The organism is Candidatus Binatota bacterium (genome assembly GCA_012960245.1).
In the GTDB taxonomy this organism is placed as follows: Bacteria; Desulfobacterota; Binatia; order UBA1149; family UBA1149; genus UBA1149.
Map to the genome: position 1 here is coordinate 17,904 of DUBO01000002.1, position 22,899 is coordinate 40,802.

The following is a 22,899-nucleotide window of genomic DNA, read 5'->3' on the forward strand; positions in this document are numbered from 1 at the left end:
CGCTCCCCACGGCCACAACGACTCTGTGGACATCGTGGTGGTCACTGGTATGTCCGGGTCGGGCAAGTCCACCGCCCTCGCCGCGCTCGAAGACGACGGCTACTACTGCATAGACAACCTGCCGAGCGCGCTCGTGGTTCGCTTCGTGGAGCTGTGCAACAACACCGACGAGGGCATGACCCGGGTGGCGCTGGGGCTGGACTGCCGCGACGAGTCGTACACCGACGCCTGGCCCCAAATACGCAGCACGCTCGAAGACGCGGGCCACCGGGTGACTGTTATTTTCGTGACCGCCAGCGACGACATGTTGCTGCGGCGCTTTTCGGAAACCCGGCGACCGCACCCCGGCGACCATGGCCTGGGCCTGGAGCAAGCGCTTGCCCAGGAGCGCGAGGCGCTGTCGATACTGAGCGACTCCTCCGACATCAACCTCGACACCAGCGACACCAACGTGCACGAACTCAAGGCCAACATCGCGCACGCGCTGGGGTCGCGCGCACACGCCAGGGGCCCAGCGCTAACGGTAAAGAGTTTTGGCTTCCGTCACGGCCCGGCCACCGACGCCGACCTCGTGTTCGACGTGCGCTTCATCCCCAACCCCTACTTCGTCGACGAGCTCAAGCGGCTGAGCGGACTCGACGAGGCCGTGTCGGCCTTCGTTCTCGAGCGCGCCGACTGCTCCAACTTCCTGGTGCAGCTGGTGTCCATGCTCAGCTTCCTGTTGCCGCGCTACGCCGAGGAGGGCAAAGCCTACATCACCATTGCCATAGGCTGCACCGGGGGACGCCACCGCTCGGTGGCCATAGCAGAAGAACTCGTGCGCAGGCTCAGCGAAGAAGGCTATCCCGGGCGCGTACGCCACCGCGACATCGAACGAAATTACCAGTAACGGGCCATAGAGATACCGATGGATCAAGAGAAACAAGCGCGCGGCGAGTTCCGCGTAAACAACAGGTTGGGCCTGCACATGCGCTCGGCCGCCATAGTGGTGCGCACCGGCCAGGGCTTTGAAGCCAGCATCACGATATCCAACGGCCAGTCCTGCGCCGACGCGGCGAGCGTGCTCGACCTGCTCACGCTGGCGGCCGGCCAGGGAACGGTGCTGGTCATCGAGGCCACCGGCAGCGACGCCGAGCAGGCTGTTGCCACCCTCGGCGAGCTCGTGCGTCGCGGCTTTGCCGAGTAGACCCCGCGCCTCGATACCCCCCCCACCTGCACCACCCTGCTGCGCACCCGGCTTGACCCGCCGGGCGCAACCCTGTAATTTCCATCGTCTTTGCAGCTCCCGCTGCAGCTTTAGTTTATGGGCAAACGTGACTTCGTATTTACCTCCGAGTCTGTCTCGGAGGGGCACCCGGACAAAGTCTGCGACCAGGTATCCGACGCCATACTCGACGCCCACCTGGCCGGCGACCCGGCCAGCCGCGTGGCCTGCGAGACCCTGGTCACGACCAACCTGGTGGTGGTGGCGGGCGAGATTACCAGCAAGCAAACCGTTGACTACGAGACCGTGGTGCGCGGAGTCCTGAGCGACATAGGCTACTCGGGCACCGAGGGTTTTGACGCCGACACCTGCGAGATCATTGTCAGGCTCGACGCCCAGTCGCCAGACATCTCGATGGGCGTGACGGTTGGCGACGGCAAGCACGAGGAGCAGGGCGCTGGCGACCAGGGGCTTATGTTCGGTTACGCCTGCGACCAGACTCCCGAGCTCATGCCCCTGCCCATATCCTTGTCGCACTCTATCGTTTCTGACCTCGCGCAGCTGCGAAAGACCGGCGGTGCCGACTACCTCGGGCCCGACTCCAAGTCGCAGGTAAGCGTGGAATACCGGGACGAACAGCCGGCGCGCATTACAACCGTGGTTGTCTCGACCCAGCACGACGCCGACGCCGACGACGATCGCCTGCGCCGCGAAGTGCTCGAGCAGGTGGTGCGCCCACTGCTGCCCGACGAGCTCGTGGACGGCGAGACCGTTTACCACGTCAACCCCACCGGCCGCTTCGTGGTTGGCGGACCGGTTGGTGACTGCGGGCTGACGGGACGCAAGATCATCGTGGATACTTACGGCGGCTGGGGTCGCCACGGCGGCGGCGCGTTCTCGGGCAAGGACCCGTCCAAGGTGGACCGCTCGGCTGCTTACATGGCCCGCTACCTGGCCCACAACGTGGTGGCGTCGAGGCAGGCAACTCGCTGCGAAGTGCAGGTGGCCTACGCCATCGGCGTGGCGCAGCCGGTGTCGGTACTCGTCGATACCTTCGGCACAGGCAAGGGCGACGAAACCTCGCTGGCCGATAAACTCAAGCTGCTGGTGGATCTCAGGCCGGCCGCGATAATCGAGAAACTTGACCTCAAGCGACCGATCTACAGGCCGACGGCGGCCTATGGACACTTTGGTCGCGTGGCCGAGGACGGGCTGTTCCCCTGGGAACTGACCGACCTGGCCGACAAACTCTAGACCGGCCGCTTTCGGCCACTGACACAGCAGGAGGATCGTTGAAGCCAATGGGAGCTACAGCGCAGTACGACGTAAAAGACCTGGGACTGGCCAACGAGGGCCGCAAACGAATCGACTGGGCGGCCCGCGACATGCCGGTGCTGGCCCAGGTCAACAAGCGGTTTGCCAAGGACAAGCCGTTCAAGGGCCTGAAAATGGCGGCCTGCCTGCACGTGACCGCCGAGACCGCCAACCTGGCACGCGCGCTCAAGGCCGGGGGCGCCGAGGTGGCGCTATGCGCATCAAACCCGCTCAGCACCCAGGACGACGTGGCCGCCAGCCTCTGGAAACACGACCGAATTTCGACCTACGCCATCAGGGGTGAGGACAGCGCGACCTACCACAAACACCTGTTCGGAGTCATAGAGCGCGGCCCGGACCTCACGATGGACGACGGCGCCGACCTGGTGTCGGCCCTGCACACCACGCACACGCGCTACATAGACGATGTGAAGATCTCCATGGAAGAGACCACCACGGGCGTGATACGGCTGGCCGCTCTCGAGAAGAAAGGCGACCTGAAAATCCCCGTGATCGCGGTCAACGACGCGAAGACCAAGAACATGTTCGACAACCGCTACGGCACCGGCCAGTCAACCCTGGACGGGATCATTCGCGCCACCGACTTGCTGCTGGCCGGCAAGACCGTGGTGGTGATAGGCTACGGCTGGTGCGGGCGCGGCGTGGCGTCGCGAGCCGCGGGTATGGGCTCGCGCGTGATAGTGACCGAGATCAACCCCATACGCGCACTCGAAGCGGCCATGGACGGCTTCCGCGTACTGCCGATGGCGCGCGCGGCGCGCGAGGGCGACCTCTTCGTATCGGTAACCGGCAACATGCACACCATCGCGGCTGCGCATTTTCCGGTCATGAAAAACGGCGCCGTGGTATGCAACTCCGGGCACTTTGACATCGAGATCGACCTCAAGTCGCTCAAGAAAATGGCAGTCAAGACGCGCCGCAACGTGCGTCACTGCGTGGACGAGTACATCCTGCCCAACAAGCGCAGTATTTTCGTGCTGGCCGAGGGTCGCTTGGTAAACCTGTCGGCCGCCGAGGGCCACCCGGCCTCGGTGATGGACATGAGCTTTGCCACCCAGGCGCTGGCCGCCGAGTGGGGCTGGAAGAAGGTCTGCAGCAGCAAGGGGTTGTCAGTGTCGGTGCACCAGTTGCCCGAGTCGATAGAGAACGGCATCGCCAATCTCAAGCTCAAAGCGATGGGCATACCCATTGACCGCCTGACCCCAGAGCAGAAGAATTACCTGTCGAGCTGGGACATGGGCACCAACTGACACGGCGGCTGTTTTTCGCAGCGCGCGGTTTTCAGCAGCGGTTACTTGTCGCGACGCGCGTTGCGCTCAAGAAAAGCCGGGTCGTTGATGCGCAGGCGCGCCTCGACGTCGTCACGCAACCAGGCCAGCAACTGCTCGCGTGACTGGCCCTGGTCATAAGCACCCTCGGCAATAGCCGCGCACAGCTCGCGGCCGAGTTCATCTGCCGAACTGTCGTCTCCCGAAACGGCAGCTGGGAGCTCGCCATCCTTGCCCAACAACTCGCTCAGCCCGCGGCGTTGCTCTTCGACGAGCGCGGTTTTTCCGGCCGCCTCGCGCGCGACCACCCTGCAGGCGTTAGCCGCCACGATACTCTTGAAGCGCTGGCCACCCTTGAGCAGCGGCTTGACCTCCTCGTCGAGAAAAGCCGCCACGGCTTCGAGCAACTCGTCTGCCGGTGGATAATCTTTCATTGTGATTGCTCCCGGTCGAGCAAGTCGACCAGCTCCCATTCCACGGCCGGCACGCGCCGGCCTATGGCGGCGAGTTCCACGTCGGGGCTGCTGCCCGCGCGTGCACTGGCCGCTTGCAGCAGGCAGATGATCGCCCACTTCCAGTTGCCGAATATTTCCCAGTAGCGAAGCTGGTTGGCCGACACCGCCCGGCCACCGGCCTCGCGGTACAACTCGAGCAGACGGCTGCGCGTGCACAGGCCGCCCACCGCAGGCTGGTCGCAACCAAATCGCCACGACCGCACGCACAGCCAGCCTAGATCCTCGGCGGGGTCGCCCAGGTGCGCGAGCTCCCAGTCGAGCACCGCCGTGAGGCCGCGCTCATCGAACATGATGTTGCCTACCCTGAAGTCGCCGTGCACCAGCACTGGCTCTCGGACCGAGGGCGCGTTGAGTTTGAGCCAGCGGGCCGCAAGATCCAGGGCGGGACTCGGGTAGTCGGTGTGCAGGGTCGCCGTGGCGGCGGTCCACTGCTTGACGGCGGCGAGCGCAAAACGTCGCGGGTCGTCCCCAGCCGGCATCGCATCCGACAGGCGATGGCCGGGAGCGGCCGCGTGCAGGCGGGCCAGTTCGCCCGCGAGTTGACCGGGCAGCGCCTCGCGGGTTGAAGCGTAAGCGTCGTCGCGCAGCAGCCGCTGGCCCAGGGCAAGACCCGGCACGAAATCCATCACCATGAAGGGCACGCCCAGCTCGTCGTCGGCACTGCCCAGCCAGTGAACGTGAGGAACGGTGACGCCGGCCTGCTCGGCCTCGAGCAAAACCGCGTACTCGTCGGCGCGGCTGGCACTGAAATCTTTGCCCGGCCGGTCGGCGCGCAGCACCATGGCGCGGGTTGGGCCGTCTCCAGCCTGCAGGTCAAAGCCGTAAACCTCGCAGCTGGCCCCGCCCGACAAGCGGGTGAGCTCGCCCACGCGCAGCGCGTCGGCGCCCGCGGCGGCCTGCCCATGCTGCTGGCGGCGTATGAACTCCTGCAACGCCGCCTGGCTCTTCTCAAGGTCCCGTTCCACGACAGACCTGTTTAGCTCGGCACCCGAGCCGTCGGAACCCCGCAATGCAGCCCCCGGCGACTCCCATTCCCATGATACCGCCACCCCTCTATGCTTACCCGGTGAGAATCGTTGACGGAGTTGGGGCTGCCCTGGTAGCAGCGAGTGATGATCATCTTCAAGCGTGGTCTGACATGGGCTTTGCCCTGGGTTCTCCCAGGACCTGGCAGGGGTGTCTTTGCCATGACATCGCTCTTGAGCACGCCGATATCCGGCTGCTGGTGGACGACGGAACAAGAACCGAACTGTCACGTGCCGTGACCGGTGCACTTGCCGATAACCACACCCTGCTCGGATGGACCTGGACCTGCGCCGACATCGGGGAGGCAGCCCGGGCTATCGGGGCGCGCAGTGGCGTCCAACTTGCCCACGACCCCGCTACCACCTGCCTGCAAGTGCCCACCGAGTTGACGCCGGGTGCACTGACTCTGCTCGAAGCGGCCCACGGCGCGGACGCGCCCGTAGACCACCCCAACGCGGTTTCATCTATAGACCACCTGGTACTGATGGCTCCCGATGCGGAGCAACCGGCATCAGTCTACGCCGACAACTTCGCATTGCGCCCTCGTGTCCGTGACCTGCCGCGGGGTCGTTACGCTTTTCTCAAGGCGGGCGAAACAATCCTTGAAATATCCGCCAACCGCGAGGCACCGGTACCGGCAGCCGCCTGGGGGTTGGCCCTGCAGTCGGTCGATATTGACCGGAGCGTCGCCAGCGCGCAAGGAGCCGGCCACACGGTGAGCGGCCCCAACAAGGCAATACAGGGCGGGCTGATAGCCTCGGTCACCGACGCGCCGGGCGGCATGGCCCTGGCCTTCATGCAGCCGGAAGCGAAGGACTGACAAGGTGCCGGGCGCAGCTATAGTTGTTTTTGCGTTGGCGCTCGCCGCCTACCTGCTTTTCTCGCCGAGGCTGGCGAAATCCTCCGACTGGAGTGCCACCGTCACGCCGCTTGCCTCCATCATGGGCAGCGGGTTTCTCGTCAGTGCACCCCTGCTGGCAGGAATAGTCGGCAACCTGGCGCTCTTCTGCATGGCCGCACTGCTGGTACTCGCCTACCTGGTGGGCGGCGTGGTCCGTTTCAACATACGCTACTTCGAACCCGTGGAGGCCGACGGCCACGGGCCGGCCCAGTCGATAGCCTTCACATCACGCCTGGTGCTGGCGGGCGCCTATCTCATCTCGGTGAGCTACTACCTGCAGCTGCTCGCCGCGTTCGTGCTCTCCGCCCTGGGAAAAAATGACCAGCTGATCGCCCACGCGATCACCAGCACACTGCTGGTGACCATAGGCCTGATCGGCGCGTGGCGCGGACTGGCCCTGCTCGAAAAGGTCGAGAAGTACGCCATCGGACTTAACCTCGGCATTATCGGCGCGCTGATCGCCTCGTTGATCGTGTACAACTCCGGGCTGCTGGTAACAGGCGAATGGACGCTGGCGCCGGTTTCGTCGGTCATCGACTTCGCCGACTTCAGGGTGCTGCTGGGTCTGCTGATCGTCGTGCAGGGATTCGAAACATCGCGCTACCTGGGTGCCGGACATTCTGCCGAACAGAGGATCAGGACCATGCGTCGCGCGCAGCTGATTTCATCCGCGATCTACCTGACCTTCATCGGCCTGGTCACCGTGCTGTTCCACGACGGCCTGGGCGCCGACGTGACCGCCATCATAGGCATGACGAGGCCGGTGGCCGTCATCCTGCCGCTTTTGTTGGCAGTGGCCGCCATCGGTAGCCAGTTCAGCGCGGCGGTGGCCGACAACGCCGGCGCCGGTGGACTCATCGAAGACATAACCCGCCACCGGCTGCCCATGCGCTACGCGTACCTGCTCATACTTGTGGTCACCCTGGCGATCACGTGGGAAACGGATGTGAACCAGATCATCGCCTACGCCTCGCGGGCCTTTGCCCTGTACTACTTCCTGCAAGGCGTCGTGGCGGTGGTGATGGCTTACAAGTTACGGGAGCTTCCCCACCGCGGCGCGCGGATGGCGGGCTACCTCGCGGTGTCGCTGGCCTGCCTGCTGGTCTTCGTACTCGGCCTGCCCGCCGAATAGTACCGACCGCTCACCGAAGCCCGGAGCCGGTTAAGGCAGCGCTTCCCGCCCCGCGCACCAGCTGCGAACCCGTACCACGGAGATCCTCAAGAGCTGGGGCTCGGCTCGGAAGAGCGGTACCTCGTCGTACTGGGGGTACTTGGCCCGCAGGCCCTCGGCTACCTCCCCTATCTCGGGATCGCTCTGCGGGTGCCTTCCCTCTACCACCGCGGCACGACCATCCACCCGTAGCCACCACAGGCGACTCCAGTCTGCGTCGTAGTCATCGAGCAGAACGGCCACGGCCGGGTTCTTCCGAACATTGCGGACCCTGACAAGCTCACCGCCACTCTTGGGTTTGCCGTCGATGGGGGTCCATAAATCACCGCCGTGGCGGACGAACACGACGGGCACAAGGTGCGGGCTACCCGAGGGTCCGAGTGTGGCCAGGCGCGCAACCGGGTGGCGCTCCAGCAGTGATTCACAGATATCGACCGGTAGTTCCACGTCATTTCTCCCGCAGTCTGGACAAGGCCCGAACCTAGCACGACAATGGCCCCATGGCCCAGCCCGGTAGGGCCGAACAGGAGGAATCATGGCGCGTATCAACGTTCCCGAAGGTGACGGCGAAGAGATCCCGAGACTGTTTTCCCTCAACCCCGATATGTTCGGGGCCGTAGCTACCTTCTCAACAGCGGTCTACGACAAAACCAGGCTACCCGTCCGCGTGCGGGAATTTGCGCGCATGCGGGTGGCTCAGATCAATGACTGCGGGGTTTGACTGGCCACGAGAGCCTCATCGTTGGTGGGGCAGGAAGACGTAGAGGGCCTGTACTGCTCGGTGCACGAGTACGCCGGCAACTCCGACTACAGCGAGCAGGAGAAGCTGGCGATAGAGTACGCCGAACGCTTCTGCCTGCAGCACGACACCCTGGACGAGGAGTTTTTTGAACGCCTGCGCGCGCAGTTCAGCGAGGCCGAGATCGTGGACCTGGCGGTCTGCTGCTCGATGTTCGTAGGCCTGGGCCGAATGCTGGCGGTGTTCGGTGTCGAGCAGGAAGAACCTATGCGACTGTAAGCCGGAAAACGGTTCGTATCGCTGCGCTGCCGCCTCAACGCGCAGCTTCCTCGATCGCGGCTCCCTCGACAACAGTGCCGCGAAAGAAATCCGTGTTGTTAGCGGTATACAGCGCGGTGGCATTGGCGAAGGTAAAGTCGCGAAAATCCTTTTCGTCGAGCAACCCTTCTTCCACCAGTTCCCAGGCTTCGGCGAGCACCTCGTTGTTGTCGGGCACGTCCCAGTGGCCGATGTCGGAACTGAACACCGCGTTGAGTCGCAGGCCGCCCGGGTTTCGACGACCGTCGAAGGCCGTGAGGGTACCGCGGTCGTCTGCCTCGCAGCCGAAGAAAAAATTACGCCTGAAGACTTCCACTATGTCCTCGACGCTGTCGATACCCGAGCGTGCAAACTCGTCGAGAAGACTGTCGTCGTCGCCGGGCTCGGATAACGGCCACAGGGCATCGTCGAGATCATCCAGGCGCGCGTTGAAACGCTCGTTGCCGTAGCGGGCAAACAACGAACGCAGCTGGTCCCGGTCTACGCGCCGGTGGTCATAGCGCTCCACGACCCCGGCCCTGCGCTTGTCCCAGTGGCTGATGATGTCGCTGAACAACGTCGCCGCCCACGCCACGCCACCCTCGAGGAAAGCGAAACGAATATCCGGGTTTCGTCGTGCAACTCCGTCGAGAAACAGCCCCCGGCACGCGGCCTCGCCACCCGCCGCGAAATTACCGAGGTGGTTGTACACGTAACTCGATGGCGACATCCGGCTACCCCAGCCCATCCCGCTGGAGTGAAAGGTTGGCGAGACGCCGAGCTCCACGCAACGCTGCCACACCGGTTCGTAATCGTAAGGGCTGTCGAAACCAAAGGTATCGAGCCACTGCATTGGGCGCGGGGTATCACCGGCGGTCTCGACGTCCCGCGCCACGAACCCGGCCATGAGCACGGTCTTCATGCCGAGTTCCAACACTGCGTGGTCGAGTTCTGCCAGTGCTTCATCGGGCGTGTGCATGGGAATAGTAGCCACCGGGGTGAGACGGTCACTATACTCTCCGTAGGAATCGACGAAGTAGCGGTTGAGAGCATGGGCGCTCGCCCGGCGGATCTCCTCGTCGGGGATACCGAAGATGATCAGGCCGAAGGTGGGGTACACGACTGCGAAGTCAATGCCAATCTCATCGAGCCGAGCGTGCAGCAATCCCGGCAGCATCGCCGTGGCACGATCGAGGGTGTTGTCCGCCGGGAAGGCCCACCACGGCGGGCGTATGACCCCGAACGAGCGTCGCTCGGCCACAGTCGCCCGGGCCATGCCGCGGCTCATCTCGACGGTCCCGCGTAAACCATTCTCCACGCGTTCACCGCCCGCCTCGCGAAGATAGTCATAGACTAATGGAAGGTACTCCAGGCAGTGGCCGTCGGCATCTATAATCGGATGGTCGATACGTCGACGAATGCGATCGGCACTGGGGCTGGGGGATATCGTCACGGCGGCTGCCCGGCCTCGCGGGGCAGCGGGCGCGGCCAACCTAGCGACCTGCCGTCACAGAGGAAAGGCGCATGCTCGATCAGCCCCGTACGGCCAGCCCGCGCAATCCACGCATCAGCCGGTACATGTCGGGAAAGTCCTTTATTCCCCGCCCCGTGAAGGCCCCACCCATGTTTGCGATGATGAAATGCCTGCAGCCAGCCTGCGCCAGGGGCGCGGCCTCGTCGAGAATTTCCCGCGGAGAGCCCATGTAGAACAGGTAGTCGAGCATATCGGGCGTGAGGGCCGCCAGGGCCGCGTCGACGTGTTCCTCGGTCACACGCGAGGGAACGATCTCAAGAAAACCGCCAGAGTTGGGGCCCAGGGGATGCTCAGCGCCCTGCTCCTTCCACATTTCCGGCGGCAGCCCCAGCGCCATGTAAGCGCAGTACTTGTTGCCCAGCGCGAGGTCGATCACCTGTTGGCGGCTATCGCCGAAAGCGCACAGCAGTGTCTGGGTTGCAACGAATCCCTCCATCCCGCGGCCGGCCTCGGCGGCCGCTTCACGGATGACATCGAGCCGTGCACCGTATTCCTGGCCCGGGACCTTCTGTCCGGGCAGCCACCCGTCGCCATAACGGCCACACAACTTGAGCATGCGGGGAAAATGCGCGCCGAGAAAAACTCGCGGCGGTTTCTTTTTATACAACGGCAGGTCAAACACCGCGTCCCGCAGGTGCCAGAACTTGCCCTCGAACTGAACAGGTCGTCCCTCGCTGCCCCACAACAGGCCGATCAACTCGAGAGCTTCTTCCAAGCGAGCCACGCGGCGGCCGCAGTCAAGCCCGTAGGGCTCGGTATTTTCTCGCAGGCCGTTGCCTATTCCCAGGATCGCCCGACCGCTCGATAAATGGTCGAGGGTCACGAAGGTTTGCGCCAGCGACATGGGATGACGCCGGATCGGCTCGGTGACCGACGTCCCGATCAACAACTTGCGGTACTTCAGAGCGACGTACGTGAGCACGGGTACCGGGTCGAAAAGCGCGTCCATCGAGTGGATGACGCGGGCCGCCGGCACGTTTTCAGGCGTCCACATCCACTTGGGCGCGAATCCCATGAAATGATCGGGCAACCATATGGCCTCGGCACCCATCCATCTCGCCAGGCGGATCCCCGTCTTCGAGATGACCAGCGGGTGCAGGCACCCATCCTGGTAACCTACCGTGACCCTGCCGGTATTATCAGCCATCCAGGCTTTCCCCCTTTTTATCTCGCGCCTTCGCGGAGGCCGAGACCGTTCAGTCACCCAGCAACAGCTCGCTGTTACCCACCAGGAACTTCTCCATGATCTCATCGTCGTGCCCCGACAACGTAGAGGTCATTTTCTGCAGGGGCGCACGACCGCCTTCTGGATGGGGGAAGTCGGTCGAGAAACAATACACCTCCTCCAGTCCAAAATGGTCGATCATCCCGCCAACATCCTCGTGGACAAACGGTGTCGCACGAAAGTTACGACGCAAATACTCGGAGGGCAGCATCGAACAGACCTCTCGTGAACGGCCAGCGACGCCGGTATGAAAAAGAGCGTCCATGCGCTGGGCGAGCGGACCCACCCAACCGGCACCCTGCTCAATTGATCCAAAGCGCAGGTCGGGATGACGTTCGAACACCGCGCCCAGAGTGATCGCTGCCAGGAAATTTTCCGGTGCCTGGTGAACGGTGGCAAGCGAGTGAGGGTTGACGATCTCGCCCGCCCCGGCACCCCCGGCCTTCAGGGTTTCGGTCTGGTCCCAGGCCGAGTGCCGGCGGTACTCCAGGTGTCCACCTATGTGCAGCAAGGCGCTGGCCCCAGCCGCGGCCAGTGTCGACCACAGTGGATCCATCTCCGGGGCCGCGGGAGAAACCCCTCCCGGCGGAACACCGTCGGGCAGGAGGAAAGCCCGCACGCCGGCGTCCAGGGCGCGCTGGAGTTCCGCCAGGGCGTTCCCTAGATCACGGATGTTAAGCAGCCCCACCACTCGCAGTCGTCCCCCTGATTCGCGCCCCCAGCTCGCGCACAGGTCGTTGTAGTCACGCACGACCTGTAGTGCCTCTTCGCCTTTTCCCCAGGCCGGCAAGCAGACCATCACCTGGGGAAACACCAGTTGGCGTGCGATACCCATACGATCGAGAACCTTGAGTCGCCCGTCAACGGATCCGGCCCCCGGGGCTGTAGGACCCTTTACGTTCCAGACAGTATCGTCGGTGGCCTCGACCTCACCGTCCTCGGGATCGAGTATGCGCGCCAACTCGGTACCAGACGCGAAGGAATTGAACCGCTCGTAGATCAGCTCGCCGCTGCGACCAAGCAGCTCAGGATAACGCCTCATCGAAACCTGCAGGTGCGAATCGGCGTCGTTGATACGCCCCCGCCAACGCGAGAGATCGATTGCCTCGGCCATAGCGCAGACTACCCCCTGGTCAATCGACAGGCAACGGCCAACGCGACCACGAGGCCTCGCGCGGCGGCTGCACAGACACGCCCCGGTGACCCGCGGGTGGGAGACGTTAGTTCAGGTAGCCGAGCGCCTTGAGGCGCTCCACCGACGCGGGGTCGAGGTCGGTCTTGTCGCCGGCCTTGAAAAATGGTGGTCACACCTGGACTCGAACCAGGGACTTCCTGCATGTGAGGCAGGCGCTCTAACCGGACTGAGCTATGCGACCAACGGCAGCACGACTAACCGCTGCAGGCTCGCAAGTCCAGTTGAGCGCGGCCCCGGAGCGCCGGTACGGGTGGCCACTGGGCGACTGCGCCCGGGCTCAGGGTCAGCCCCCGCCGCGGGCGGGGTAGGCAAAATCAACCGCTGGAGCATCGCCCGCTGGAGAATCGCCCGCCTGCAGCTGGGCCGCGCGTTCGAGCCGGCCCAGGCGCGGATGCACCGCTGCCAGCGTGTAATCGCCGGGCACAAGGCCGCTGATACTGTAACGGCCCTGCTCGTCGGTGACGGCAAAGTAAGGGTGTTCGAGCACACCCACGTAGGCTTCCATCCAGGGGTGCACGTCACACTTGACCCGCACCAACACCTCGGGCTTGGAAAAGCGGCGGCGCGTGGTCATGCCCTTGCGCGGCATTCCAAGATTAAAACTGCGCGAACTTTCGGGCATCGCGTGGACGTTGTGCAGCGTGGAGTCGCTGTTGCGAAACTCTATTTCCTGCCCCACTCGCACGCCCACCACCCGGGGCTCGTACATGCAGCCGCGCTGGTCGAGTACCACCGGCTCGTCGGGGACGGCACGGGAGCCGGGCGCGACTCCAGCCGACAGGTAGACAAAAACCCCGGCGAGGCCGCCCTGCCCGCCGGTGACGATGGACTGGCTGAAGGCCCCGGCCTCGTTGGCCTTAACGCAGTACGGGTCGGCAGACATTCTCAACTGCTTTCTGGCGGGCACGTCGCCCAGCAACTTGACTGTCCCGCTCACGGTTTCTGTGCCCGTTGCCGGCTCGGCCAGCGCGCTGGTATCGGCGCTTTCGCCCGGGGCCGGCGTAGCGGCAGCAGGCCGAGCGCTGTCGTTGCCGCCGTCGTTGCCGCCACAACCGGTCGCCAGCAGTCCCGCCGCCAACATTACACCGGCGAGCAGAACCGCCGACCCGGGTAAACGGGTATCAGTTGAAGTTACGTGTGAGATAAACCCCATCATCCATCCCGTCAAAGTAGTAATCCAGTCCGGGATTCTCGACGGCAATGCCCAGCCCGTCGCGCTGGAGATTGCGCTCGGCCACGTAGGTGCTGTCTTCCGAACCGTCCACGAGCACCTGGTACCAGGGCTGGTCGCGTGGCGGCATAGACTTGGCCACCTCGCGGTACCATTCATCACTGCCTTCGAACTCGGCGTCGACATCAACCACGACACCGCGGTAGCCGAACAACCGATGCTCGACAAGTTGCCCGACGTGGAACTTGGCTTGGGTTCTCAACGCTCCCATTTTCTCGACCTCTTCTTTGCTCCTGTTGATCTGCGACCAGTGCTGCGGATTAAAATGCGGGGGCCGACGACACACAAACAGCCCTGTGTGAAGAATTGAAATCCCTCGCCTTGCTTCCAGTAACAGTCGACGAAGCAAGTGCTGGTTTTAGTCACCCGGGCTTACGCGCTCTCCTTCTTTTAAGGGGCGGGAGACAGGCGAAAAAAATCGCGTGCCTCCATCGGCAAACGGCAGGGGCGGCCCCGGCCCGCGCGATAGTCCCAGGCCAGATAGCTCAATGTCCGGACCGAATGTCGCACTTTACCGCAACATTCGGCGTGAATTGTTTCAAATTGTGGCGTTTTCAGGAGGGAGCATGACCGCTCAGAAGCAAGCCAAGGCTGCCGGCACTGCTGCGTATGCCAAGATAAAATGGCCCGAACTCGGCGTAGAGAGCGCTGGCAGGGTCAAAGCGCATTTCGTGGACGAGCTTTTTGAACACCAGCATGTCGTCGGAATGCAGGCTCACGCCCCACTCCCAGTCATCCAGTCCGATCGACCCGCCTATGACCTGGGTGACCACCTCGTGGTACTTGTGGCCCACGCTGCCGTGGCCGCGCATCATGTCGCGGCGCTCGGCCGCCGACAAGGTATACCAATTTACGGTCTCGCCGCGTTTCTTGTCCATGGGGTAGAAGCTGATGTACTTTTGCGGCGGCACGTCGCGGTAGAGGCGTTCTTTCATCTTCTCGCGCTGCTCATCCACCGCCTCGGTCCAGGCTTCGTCGAACCCCTCGTCACCGCGGTTAAGCCCGCGGTCGGACAGACGCTTGGCGGCGATACCCATTACCTCGTTGAGGCTGACCTCGATGAGCGACACGTAAGAGTAAGTGGGTTGCAGAAAACCGTAGAGAGCCGTCTGGCGCAGGGCCAGTTCGACGGCGTTGAGCGCCTCGGGCGATTCGCGGTAGTGCACGAACATGAGGTCGCCCTTCTGCGACAACACGCTGTACATGGCCGTGTCGCCGCGACGCACCGACGAGGCAGATTCGAGCCACGCCCGGGCTTCATCGAGAACGCTGCGCCGCTCGTCATCGCCGAGCAGGAGCCAGGCCGTCCAGTCCACGCTCCACACGTCGTGCAGCGTGTACCAACCCTCCAGTGTCTGCGGAACGTCCACGCAGGTATTTGACAGGGTTCAGGCGGGCGAGTCCAGAGCGGCGGGCCGGCAGGGCCCAGGCGCAGCAGCCGTTTTATTTGCCCCCACGGCAATGAAACACTTACCCCTGTCGGAGACCCAGTATGACCAGGAAAACATTTTTCAGGCTCGTGGCCGTTTCGGTCGTGCTCGCGGTGGCCTTCGGGGTCTCCAGCTTTCGCGAGGCAATGGACGAGGCTCGGGGCCTGCGCGACCTGCGCATCGAAGACGCGCGGCAGGAATGCAAGGACAGGGTGCGGGTTGCGCGCGCGCTGCTTGAGCGTGGCACTGCCAAGGCTACCAGCGGTGGCGACCCCTGCGCCGCTGCCGAAATGCTCGCGTCAGCCCATCAGCAGGCCGAGCTGGCCACAGTGATCTGCCGGCCGGTGACCAGCGGCGAGACCATGCTCACCGGCCCCGCGGCCAGGGACAACCTGGCCCGACTGCAGCGCGACTATTCGGCCGCCTGCAAGGCGATCGGGGCCTCGTCGGCTACAGCACCTGGCTCGCTGCCGACCGAAAAATAAAACGTCGTCCCCTCGCCTTCGGTGGTCTCGCAGCGAATCTGCCCCCCGTGCCGCTCTATGATCTTGCGAACGTGGGCCAGCCCTATGCCTTCGCCCGGGGCGCTGTCGGCGTGAAAACGTCGGAAAGGTTGAAACACCTTGGCGGCCTGAGCAGGAGTCATCCCCACGCCGGTGTCGCGCACGAAATACTCGCGGCCATTATCGCCTTCGACGCAGCCCACCACGACAGAGCGTTCGGGCCCGTCGCCGATGTACTTGGCCGCGTTGTCGACGAGGTTGCTGAGCACGGCTTCCATCTGCACGCGGTCGGCAACCAACGGGGGAAGCGCCTCTACCGTGACCGTCACCTCGTCCTGCGAAAGCGCATAGCCGAATGACCGGACCACGCCGTCGACCAGATCGTTCATGTCGAGATCTTCGCAGTTGTAGGGCGCTCTCGCCGAACGCGAAAACTCGAGCAGGCGCTTTACCATCCGGTTGAGTTTTTCAACGCTGCGTATTGCGTCGCGTATCGGGTCGGCCACCATGGTCTCCATTCCGGGAGCGTTGTTGTAACCGTCCTGGCTGAGGCGGGTAGAGAGATCGGAAAGCTCGTCGAGGGCCACGTGCATGAATCCGTATATCGAATGCATGGGCGACCTGAGGTCATGCGCTACCACGTGCGTCATCTCTTCCATGTCGCGGGCCTGCAGGGCCAACATGTCGTTTTCGACCTGCAGCCTCATGGCCTCGCGCTCGCGGCCGAGGATGTGCGCGTTCTCAACAGCCACACCCAGTATCTGCGCAGCCGCGGCGAGCACCTTGAAATCCTCCGAGGTCAGCAGATCCGGATCGTCCGCGGGCACCAACAGGTACCCGTAACAGCCCTGGCCGGTATCCAGCGAAGCAACCGCGAGAGGGCCGCTGCGCCTCAACGTAGTAGAAAGCTGCTCGTAAAGTTCACTGTCCTCGCAACCTGCCTGCAGCAGCTTAACGTCCTCGTCGAGAGCCTCTGTGGCTGGAGGCTGTACCTCGATACCGGCCACGTGGCTCCCGTCCGCCGGGTTGCCGTCGAAGTCACCGAGCAAGCGCCAGCCCTCGCCGCCGGGAAACTTGAGCATGCCCCAGCCCCGCCTGAAAGACGTAGAGTGCTCGATCACGTCGAGCACCTTGTCCAGGGCAACCGCCGGGTCAAAGGAGAGATGGGTAGTCTCGGCCATGCGCAAAAACGCGTTGGTCTGTCTCCACAGCCGTGCCGTGGCGTCGGCCATGTCTCGCACCGTGGACTGCTGCTTAATCTCGCGCGAGGCAAGTGCCAGCAGCAGGCCCGCTCCGCTGGCGGCATCGTTTCCCGTGGCGCAAGCGAGCAAGCGACCCACCGGCCCGTCATCTTCAAGCTCACGACAGCAACGCCCCGAGTCGGGCTCGGGCCGCGAGCCAGCCATCACTTCGCCCGTCGAATTCTCAATCCAGAACGCGGCTCCCTCGTTGGCCGCCGCCAACTCCCCGCACAACTCGTCGAAAGCCTGCCAGCGCAATCTGTACTTCATGGTTTCACCCACAGGCCGTCCCTCAACACGCGTCGGTTGAGTATGCGTCCACTCGAATGGTGAACCGCGACGCCAGAATCGTAGTCGTCGTCGCCTGGATAGAGTATCGCCACGGAATCTTCACCCAGCGAGATCTTGGGTTTGACCTCCACCACGTCCAGCGCGACGGCAGCCTCAAGCGCCTCGGAAACGGTATCGTGAAGGGCCACGCGATCGAGCGCACAAAGCGTGGGCGGCGCGAGTTTTATTTTCCTGTGCAGGTAGAGGTCCAGGGCCTGTTCGGGCTCGTACCAGTCCCCTTCGACCGACTCGACCCTGTCGTGGTGGGCTTCCTGCCCCGCCGGCATAGCCGCGAGAAAAAACCTGGTGTCGTAGCGCTTGGGTGAGGGCTCGGGGGTGATCCAGTGGGCAAAGTAGTGCAGCGCGTCGGCCGCTATCTTGAGGCCTTCGCCTACGAGCAGCTCCATGAACTCCACCTGGCCGCCAGCGAGTTCAGCCCTGCGAGTTCCGAGCCGCTCCACGAGCTCGGCGTCACGCACCCCTCCGAGCATGCTTCCCGATGAGTCGCAGGCCAGCAGAACGCCGGCCTCTTCAAACAATTCACGAACAGCGGCCACGTGGTAGCCCAGCGTGCGGTCCGCGTCGAGTTGCTCCATGCTCTGCGAAGAACGCTCGCCGTCGTATCCGCTCAGCGCGTCTTTCCAGCCGATCACGGAGTCATCTTCGTCGACAACGCCACCGGGAAAAACGTTAAACCCACCCATAAAGCCAAGCGCGGAGTTACGCTTCACCATAAAAACTTCCAGCGAACCGTCCATATCGCGCAGGGGTAATACGGTGGCAGCGTCTCTTAAGTTGGTGGCCATGCGGGATAAGTCTCCGAATGACTTCTATAGCTCTCCGTTCGCGTCAGCGGAAGCCTTTGCCCTTGCGGGGGCCGGCTGGGCGGGCAGCGACAGGCCAGATACCGGCTTGCCTGGAGCCATCTTTTCGGACATCGCCTCCTGGGCATCACGATCGCAGTCCTCACCCTCGTCCGAAACGCCATCGCCACAGTGTGGCGTCACACAGTTAGGCCGGCAGAAATTCGGCCGAGTCGCGCTGTTCATGTTCCCGTCGTCGCACTGCTCGCCGGCGTCCATGACACCATCGCCACACCAGGACAGGCGGCAGTCGCTCCGGCAGGTGTCCGGGCTCACATCGCTTGAGGCATCGCCCGCGTCGCATTCTTCGACGCCGAGCCACACGTTACCGTCACCGCAATTAGCGTTGCTGCAATCAGACAGGCAAGCGTCGCTCTCGTCTATGTTGCCGTCGTCGCACTGCTCGAAATCGACCCACGCAAAGCCGTCACCGCAGGCCGCCGCCTCGCAGCTGGCAAGGCAGGCGTCGCTGTTGTCGGTGTTGCCGTCGTCGCAGGCCTCGCCCGTGTCGACCACGCTATCGCCGCAGACCGCCGTAGTGCAGTTCGTGCGACAGGCATCGGCCCTGTCGTTGTTGTTATCTGCACCCGAGTCGCAGGCCTCCACGTCGGCCTGTACGAATCCGTCCCCGCAGGAGGCCGACTCACAAGTGTCCAGGCAGGCGTCGCTGTTATCCGCGTTGCCGTCGTCGCAGGATTCGTTGGAATCGACCACGCCGTCGCCGCAGGAGAACGAGCTGCAGTCGGTCCTGCAGGAGTCTACCCTCTCGTTGCTGTTATCGACGCCCGCATCACAGGCCTCTACGTTAATCTGTACGAAACCGTCGCCGCAAGCCGCTGCTTCACAGCTCGAAAGACAGGCGTCGCTGTTGTCGCCGTTGCCATCGTCGCAGCTCTCGCCCGCATCGACCACGCCGTCGCCGCAGGATGAAAGGGTGCAGTCACTCCGGCAGGAGTCGGCATTCTCGTCGCTGTTATCGGCCCCCGCATCGCAGGCCTCTACATTAATCTGTACGAAACCATCGCCACATGAAGCCAACCGGCAGGTATCGAGACAGACGTCGCTGTCGTCGACATTGCCGTCGTCACAACTCTCGCCCGCGTCAACCACGCCATCGCCACAGGATGAGATGCTGCAGTCGGTCCTGCAGGAGTCGGCATTCTCGTCGTTGTTACCGACACCCGCGTCGCAGGCTTCTACACCGATCTGCACGAAGCCATCGCCGCATGCAGCCACCAGGCAGCTGTCCAGGCAGGTGTCGTTGTTGCCCGCGTTACCATCGTCGCAACTCTCGCCCGCGTCGACCACGCCGTCGCCGCAGGACGGAAGGTTGCAGTCGCTCCGGCAGGAGTCGGCGTTGTCATCGCTGTTGTCAACGCCCGCGTCGCAGGCTTCAACCCCCACCTGCACGAAGCCGTCGCCGCAGCTGGCCGAGCGACAGTCGTTGAGGCAGGAATCTGAATTGCCAACGTTACCGTCATCGCAGGTTTCGCCTGAGTCGACCACGCCGTCGCCACAGGACGAAAGACTGCAGTCGCTCCGGCAGGAATCGCCCTGCGCGTCGGAGTTGGCTGCACCATCGTCGCAGGACTCTGTGCCCTGCTGGAGAAATCCATCGCCGCAGGAGGCTGCACGGCAGCTGTCGAGACAGGAGTCGCCGTTGTCGACGTTCCCGTCATCGCAGGTCTCGCCCGAATCGGTGACACCGTCGCCACACAAGGGCTGGGTGCAGTCGCTCCGGCAAGCGTCCGGCGTTTCATCGCTGTTAGCAACTCCCGCGTCGCAGTCTTCAACGCCCAGGCGCAACACGCCGTCGCCGCAGCTGGCCGGCTCGCAGGAGGAGAGACAGCCGTCGGAATCAGAAGAGTTGCCATCGTCGCAAAGCTCAGCGTCAGTCTGCACGTAGCCGTCGCCGCAGGAAGCCTCGCGGCAATTAGACAGACAGGAATCGGCTTCATCGGCGTTGCCGTCGTCGCAGGCCTCGCCCTCGTCAACGACTCCATCACCGCAGTTGGCCAACAGGCAGTCGCTGCGGCAGCCACCGGGGTTCGAGTTCGAGTTCAACTCACCGTTGTCGCACTGCTCTACGTCGATCTGCAGAAACCCATCGCCGCAGCCCGGCAACGTGCAATTCGACAGGCAGTAGTCATTGTTGGAGGCATTGCCGTCGTCGCAGAACTCGCCGCCATCTACCACGCCGTCGCCACAGCTGGCCAGGGTGCAATCACCGCGGCAGGAGTCTGACTTGTCGTCACTGTTGTCGGCACCCGCATCGCAAGCCTCGACTCCGCCCTGTACCAGGCCATCGCCGCAGAAGGCAACGCGGCAACCATCGGTGCAGGAGTCACTATTGTTGCTGTTACCGTCATCACAGCTCTCGCCGTTATCAGTCACGCCATCGCCGCAAAACGGCAACGTGCAATCACTGCGACAAGTGTTCGACGCGGTGTCTGAGTTGGCCACGCGGAAGGGGCCGTACTGTCCGTCACCGCTGTCACACTGCTCGACGCCCTCCAACCTAAAACCATCGCCACAGGTCGCCACACTGCAGTCCTGCAGGCAGGCGTCACCGTCGTAGCTGTTGCCGTCGTCGCATGCTTCGTTGGAATCAACCACGCCGTCACCGCAAACCGACACCGTGCAATCGGTCCTGCACGAGTTGGGAACGGTATCGTTGTTGGCCACACCCTCATCGCAGCTTTCCACGTCCAATTGGGTAAAGCCGTCGCCACAGCTGGCGGCTTCGCAGCTCGCCAGGCAGGCATCACCGTTGTCATCGTTGCCATCGTCGCAGCTTTCGTTGCTGTCCGTTACGCCGTCTCCGCAGCTTGCCAGCGTGCAATCATTGCGACAGGCGTCCGCAAGCTCGTTGCTGTTGTCGGCGCCCGCGTCGCAGGCTTCGCCGCCCTGCACGAATCCGTCGCCGCATGAGGCTGCGTCACAATTGTCGAGGCAAGCGTCGCCGTTATCCGTGTTACCGTCGTCGCAGGCCTCGCCGGCATCGGACACGCCGTCACCGCAGGAAGGCAAACTGCAATCGCTGCGGCAGAGGTCGGCCAATTCGTCGCTGTTATCCACGCCCGCATCGCAGGCTTCCAGATCAAGCTGGACAAAACCGTCGCCGCAACTGGCCGCTACACAAGTAGCCAGGCAGGCATCACCGTTGTCGGCGTTTCCATCGTCGCAGTTCTCGTTGGCGTCGATTACTCCATCACCGCAGCTGGCCGCCGTGCAATCACCGCGGCAAGCGTCAGCCTGCTCGTCACTGTTGGCCACGCCCGCGTCGCAAGCTTCTACGTCAAGCTGGACAAAACCGTCGCCGCAACCCGCCGTTTCACAAGTAACCAGGCAAGCGTCACTGTTGTCGGCATTGCCATCGTCGCAGCTCTCGTTGCTGTCTGTTACCCCGTCGCCGCAGCTGGCCGCCGTGCAATCATTGCGACAGGCATCTGACTGCTCATCGCTGTTGTTGACGCCCGCGTCGCAGGCTTCTACGTCAAGCTGGACAAAACCGTCGCCGCAACCGGCTGTTTCACAAGTAGCCAGACAGGAATCACTGTTGTCAGCGTTTCCGTCGTCACAGCTCTCGTTGCTGTCTGTTACCCCATCGCCGCAATTCGCCAGCGTGCAATCATTGCGACAAGCATCTGACTGCTCATCGCTGTTGTTGACGCCCGCGTCGCAGGCTTCTACGTCGGCTTGCACAAAACCGTCGCCGCAACCGGCTGTTTCACAAGTAGCCAGGCACGCATCGCCGTTGTCAGCGTTGCCGTCGTCACAGCTCTCGCCCGCGTCGACCACGCCGTCGCCACAGCCAGCCAGAGTGCAGTTGTTGCGGCAGGCGTCCACCTGCCGATCGCTGTTAAGAACTCCACCGTCGCAGGCTTCTACCTCGGCTTGCACAAAACCGTCGCCGCAGCTCGCGACTTCGCAGTTAGCAAGGCAGGCATCGCCGTTATTAGCGTTCCCATCGTCGCAGCTCTCGCCCGCGTCGACCACGCCGTCACCGCAGCTGGCCAGCGCGCAATCGATCCTGCAGGAGTCAGCGTTGTTGTCACTGTTATCAACGCCAGCGTCACAGGCTTCAACACCTTTTTGCACGAAACCATCGCCGCAGGAGGCCAGCTCACAGCTGGCCAGGCAGGTGCCCAGGTTGTGGCTACTGGCATCGTCGCAGCTCTCGCCCGCGTCGACCACGCCGTCGCCACAGCTGGCCAGCGCGCAATCGTTGCGGCAGGCGTCGGCCTGCTCGTCGTTATTGTCTGCACCCGCGTCGCAGGCTTCTACTTCAATCTGGACGAAACCGTCGCCGCAGAAAGCAGGCCGGCAGCTGACCAGGCAAGCATCAAAGTTGTCGGCGTTGCCATCGTCGCAAATCTCGCCCACATCGGCCACGCCATCACCGCAGGAAGCAGGCTGGCAGTCAGTCCGACAGGAGTTGGGCAGCAGGTCGCTGTTGGCCATGCCCCTGTCGCAGCTTTCTACATCCAGCTGGACGAAGCCGTCGCCGCAGGAAGCAGCCTCGCAGCTCGAGAGGCAAGAATCGCTGTTGTCGGAGTTGCTGTCGTCGCAGCTCTCGTCGCTGTCTGTTACCCCATCGCCACAACTGGACGTCGTGCAGTCGCTACGGCAGGCGTCGGCCTGGGTATTGCTGTTATCTACACCAGCGTCACAAGCTTCTACGCCGGCTTGCACAAAGCCATCGCCGCAAGCCGCGGCCTCGCAGTTAGCCAGGCAGGAATCGCTGTTGTCTAGGTCGCCGTCGTCGCAAACTTCACCCCCGTCGACCACGCCATCGCCGCACATCGGCAATGTGCAATCGCTACGGCACTGGTCGGCGAGAAGGTCGCTGTTGAGCACCCCGCTGTCGCACTGTTCGATCCTGGCCTGG

General features: G+C 63.5%; 19 protein-coding genes, 1 tRNA gene and 1 pseudogene (1 of these 21 cut by a window edge). 8 read left to right on the forward strand and 13 right to left on the reverse strand.

Features of this window, described 5'->3' with window-relative positions:
- Positions 1-49 precede the first annotated feature (49 nt).
- From rapZ to EYQ35_00170, 4 genes are all read left to right on the forward strand, one after another.
- Entirely contained in the window at positions 50-889 is an 840-nt protein-coding gene (gene rapZ / locus EYQ35_00155; GenBank protein HIF62561.1) for an RNase adapter RapZ, read from the forward strand.
- An 18-nt stretch (positions 890-907) separates the two neighbouring features.
- Entirely contained in the window at positions 908-1,186 is a 279-nt protein-coding gene (locus EYQ35_00160) for an HPr family phosphocarrier protein (GenBank protein HIF62562.1), read from the forward strand.
- Between the two features lie 117 nt (positions 1,187-1,303).
- Positions 1,304-2,458, forward strand: coding sequence for a methionine adenosyltransferase (locus EYQ35_00165; GenBank protein HIF62563.1), 1,155 nt, complete (start codon positions 1,304-1,306; stop codon positions 2,456-2,458).
- Between the two features lie 47 nt (positions 2,459-2,505).
- The gene (locus tag EYQ35_00170; GenBank protein HIF62564.1) at positions 2,506-3,789 is read left to right on the forward strand and encodes an adenosylhomocysteinase; all 1,284 of its coding nucleotides are present in this window, start codon (positions 2,506-2,508) and stop codon (positions 3,787-3,789) included.
- A gap of 41 nt (positions 3,790-3,830) precedes the next feature.
- Here EYQ35_00170 and EYQ35_00175 read toward each other — a convergent pair whose 3' ends face one another.
- On the reverse strand, positions 3,831-4,241 hold the full coding sequence (locus EYQ35_00175; GenBank protein ID HIF62565.1) for a hypothetical protein: 411 nt from the start codon (positions 4,239-4,241) through the stop codon (positions 3,831-3,833).
- Positions 4,238-5,656, reverse strand: coding sequence for a phosphotransferase family protein (locus tag EYQ35_00180; protein HIF62566.1), 1,419 nt, complete (start codon positions 5,654-5,656; stop codon positions 4,238-4,240). The genes EYQ35_00175 and EYQ35_00180 overlap by 4 nt, the downstream gene beginning before the upstream one ends.
- Positions 5,657-6,172: 516 nt before the next feature.
- On the opposite strand from EYQ35_00180, the gene EYQ35_00185 reads away from it, so the two are divergent.
- A complete protein-coding gene (locus EYQ35_00185; GenBank protein HIF62567.1) occupies positions 6,173-7,381 on the forward strand; it encodes a hypothetical protein in 1,209 nt (402 codons plus the stop codon).
- Between the two features lie 30 nt (positions 7,382-7,411).
- On the opposite strand, the gene EYQ35_00190 is transcribed toward EYQ35_00185, so the two are convergent.
- Positions 7,412-7,957 carry a TIGR03668 family PPOX class F420-dependent oxidoreductase gene (locus EYQ35_00190; GenBank protein ID HIF62568.1) on the reverse strand — a complete coding sequence of 182 codons (546 nt, stop codon included), beginning with the start codon at positions 7,955-7,957 and terminating at the stop codon, positions 7,412-7,414.
- On the opposite strand from EYQ35_00190, the gene EYQ35_00195 reads away from it, so the two are divergent.
- Positions 7,956-8,141: a carboxymuconolactone decarboxylase family protein gene (locus tag EYQ35_00195; GenBank protein ID HIF62569.1), complete on the forward strand. Its 186-nt coding sequence runs from the start codon at positions 7,956-7,958 to the stop codon at positions 8,139-8,141. The genes EYQ35_00190 and EYQ35_00195 overlap by 2 nt on opposite strands.
- 21 nt (positions 8,142-8,162) lie before the next feature.
- The gene (locus tag EYQ35_00200; GenBank protein HIF62570.1) at positions 8,163-8,438 is read left to right on the forward strand and encodes a hypothetical protein; all 276 of its coding nucleotides are present in this window, start codon (positions 8,163-8,165) and stop codon (positions 8,436-8,438) included.
- A gap of 34 nt (positions 8,439-8,472) precedes the next feature.
- Here EYQ35_00200 and EYQ35_00205 read toward each other — a convergent pair whose 3' ends face one another.
- The 7 genes from EYQ35_00205 to EYQ35_00235 all read right to left on the reverse strand — a co-directional run bounded on the left by EYQ35_00205 (position 8,473) and on the right by EYQ35_00235 (position 15,026).
- Complete coding sequence (locus EYQ35_00205) at positions 8,473-9,909, reverse strand: amidohydrolase (protein HIF62571.1); 1,437 nt, start codon at positions 9,907-9,909, stop codon at positions 8,473-8,475.
- 79 nt (positions 9,910-9,988) lie between these two features.
- Entirely contained in the window at positions 9,989-11,242 is a 1,254-nt protein-coding gene (locus tag EYQ35_00210; protein ID HIF62572.1) for an LLM class flavin-dependent oxidoreductase, read from the reverse strand.
- Positions 11,187-12,329 (reverse strand): hypothetical protein, encoded by a 1,143-nt coding sequence (locus EYQ35_00215; protein HIF62573.1) that lies wholly within the window; start codon positions 12,327-12,329, stop codon positions 11,187-11,189. The genes EYQ35_00210 and EYQ35_00215 overlap by 56 nt, the downstream gene beginning before the upstream one ends.
- A gap of 184 nt (positions 12,330-12,513) precedes the next feature.
- Positions 12,514-12,591: transfer RNA gene (locus EYQ35_00220), tRNA-Val, on the reverse strand.
- A gap of 102 nt (positions 12,592-12,693) precedes the next feature.
- Positions 12,694-13,488, reverse strand: coding sequence for a hypothetical protein (locus EYQ35_00225; protein ID HIF62574.1), 795 nt, complete (start codon positions 13,486-13,488; stop codon positions 12,694-12,696).
- Positions 13,489-13,531: 43 nt separating this feature from the next.
- Positions 13,532-13,843 (reverse strand): heat shock protein HspQ, encoded by a 312-nt coding sequence (gene hspQ, locus EYQ35_00230; GenBank protein HIF62575.1) that lies wholly within the window; start codon positions 13,841-13,843, stop codon positions 13,532-13,534.
- Between the two features lie 352 nt (positions 13,844-14,195).
- The gene (locus EYQ35_00235) at positions 14,196-15,026 is read right to left on the reverse strand and encodes a heme-dependent peroxidase (protein ID HIF62576.1); all 831 of its coding nucleotides are present in this window, start codon (positions 15,024-15,026) and stop codon (positions 14,196-14,198) included.
- Between the two features lie 107 nt (positions 15,027-15,133).
- Here EYQ35_00235 and EYQ35_00240 point away from each other — a divergent pair, with 107 nt between their 5' ends.
- Positions 15,134-15,556, forward strand: coding sequence for a hypothetical protein (locus tag EYQ35_00240; protein HIF62577.1), 423 nt, complete (start codon positions 15,134-15,136; stop codon positions 15,554-15,556).
- Here the strand turns inward: EYQ35_00240 and EYQ35_00245 are convergent.
- The 3 genes and pseudogenes from EYQ35_00245 to EYQ35_00255 all read right to left on the reverse strand — a co-directional run.
- Positions 15,484-17,085: a HAMP domain-containing histidine kinase gene (locus tag EYQ35_00245; protein ID HIF62578.1), complete on the reverse strand. Its 1,602-nt coding sequence runs from the start codon at positions 17,083-17,085 to the stop codon at positions 15,484-15,486. The genes EYQ35_00240 and EYQ35_00245 overlap by 73 nt on opposite strands.
- The gene (locus EYQ35_00250) at positions 17,082-17,951 is read right to left on the reverse strand and encodes an NUDIX hydrolase (GenBank protein HIF62579.1); all 870 of its coding nucleotides are present in this window, start codon (positions 17,949-17,951) and stop codon (positions 17,082-17,084) included. The genes EYQ35_00245 and EYQ35_00250 overlap by 4 nt, the downstream gene beginning before the upstream one ends.
- Positions 17,952-17,975: 24 nt before the next feature.
- A pseudogene (locus EYQ35_00255) lies at positions 17,976-22,899 on the reverse strand (hypothetical protein); it runs 4,739 nt beyond the window's last position.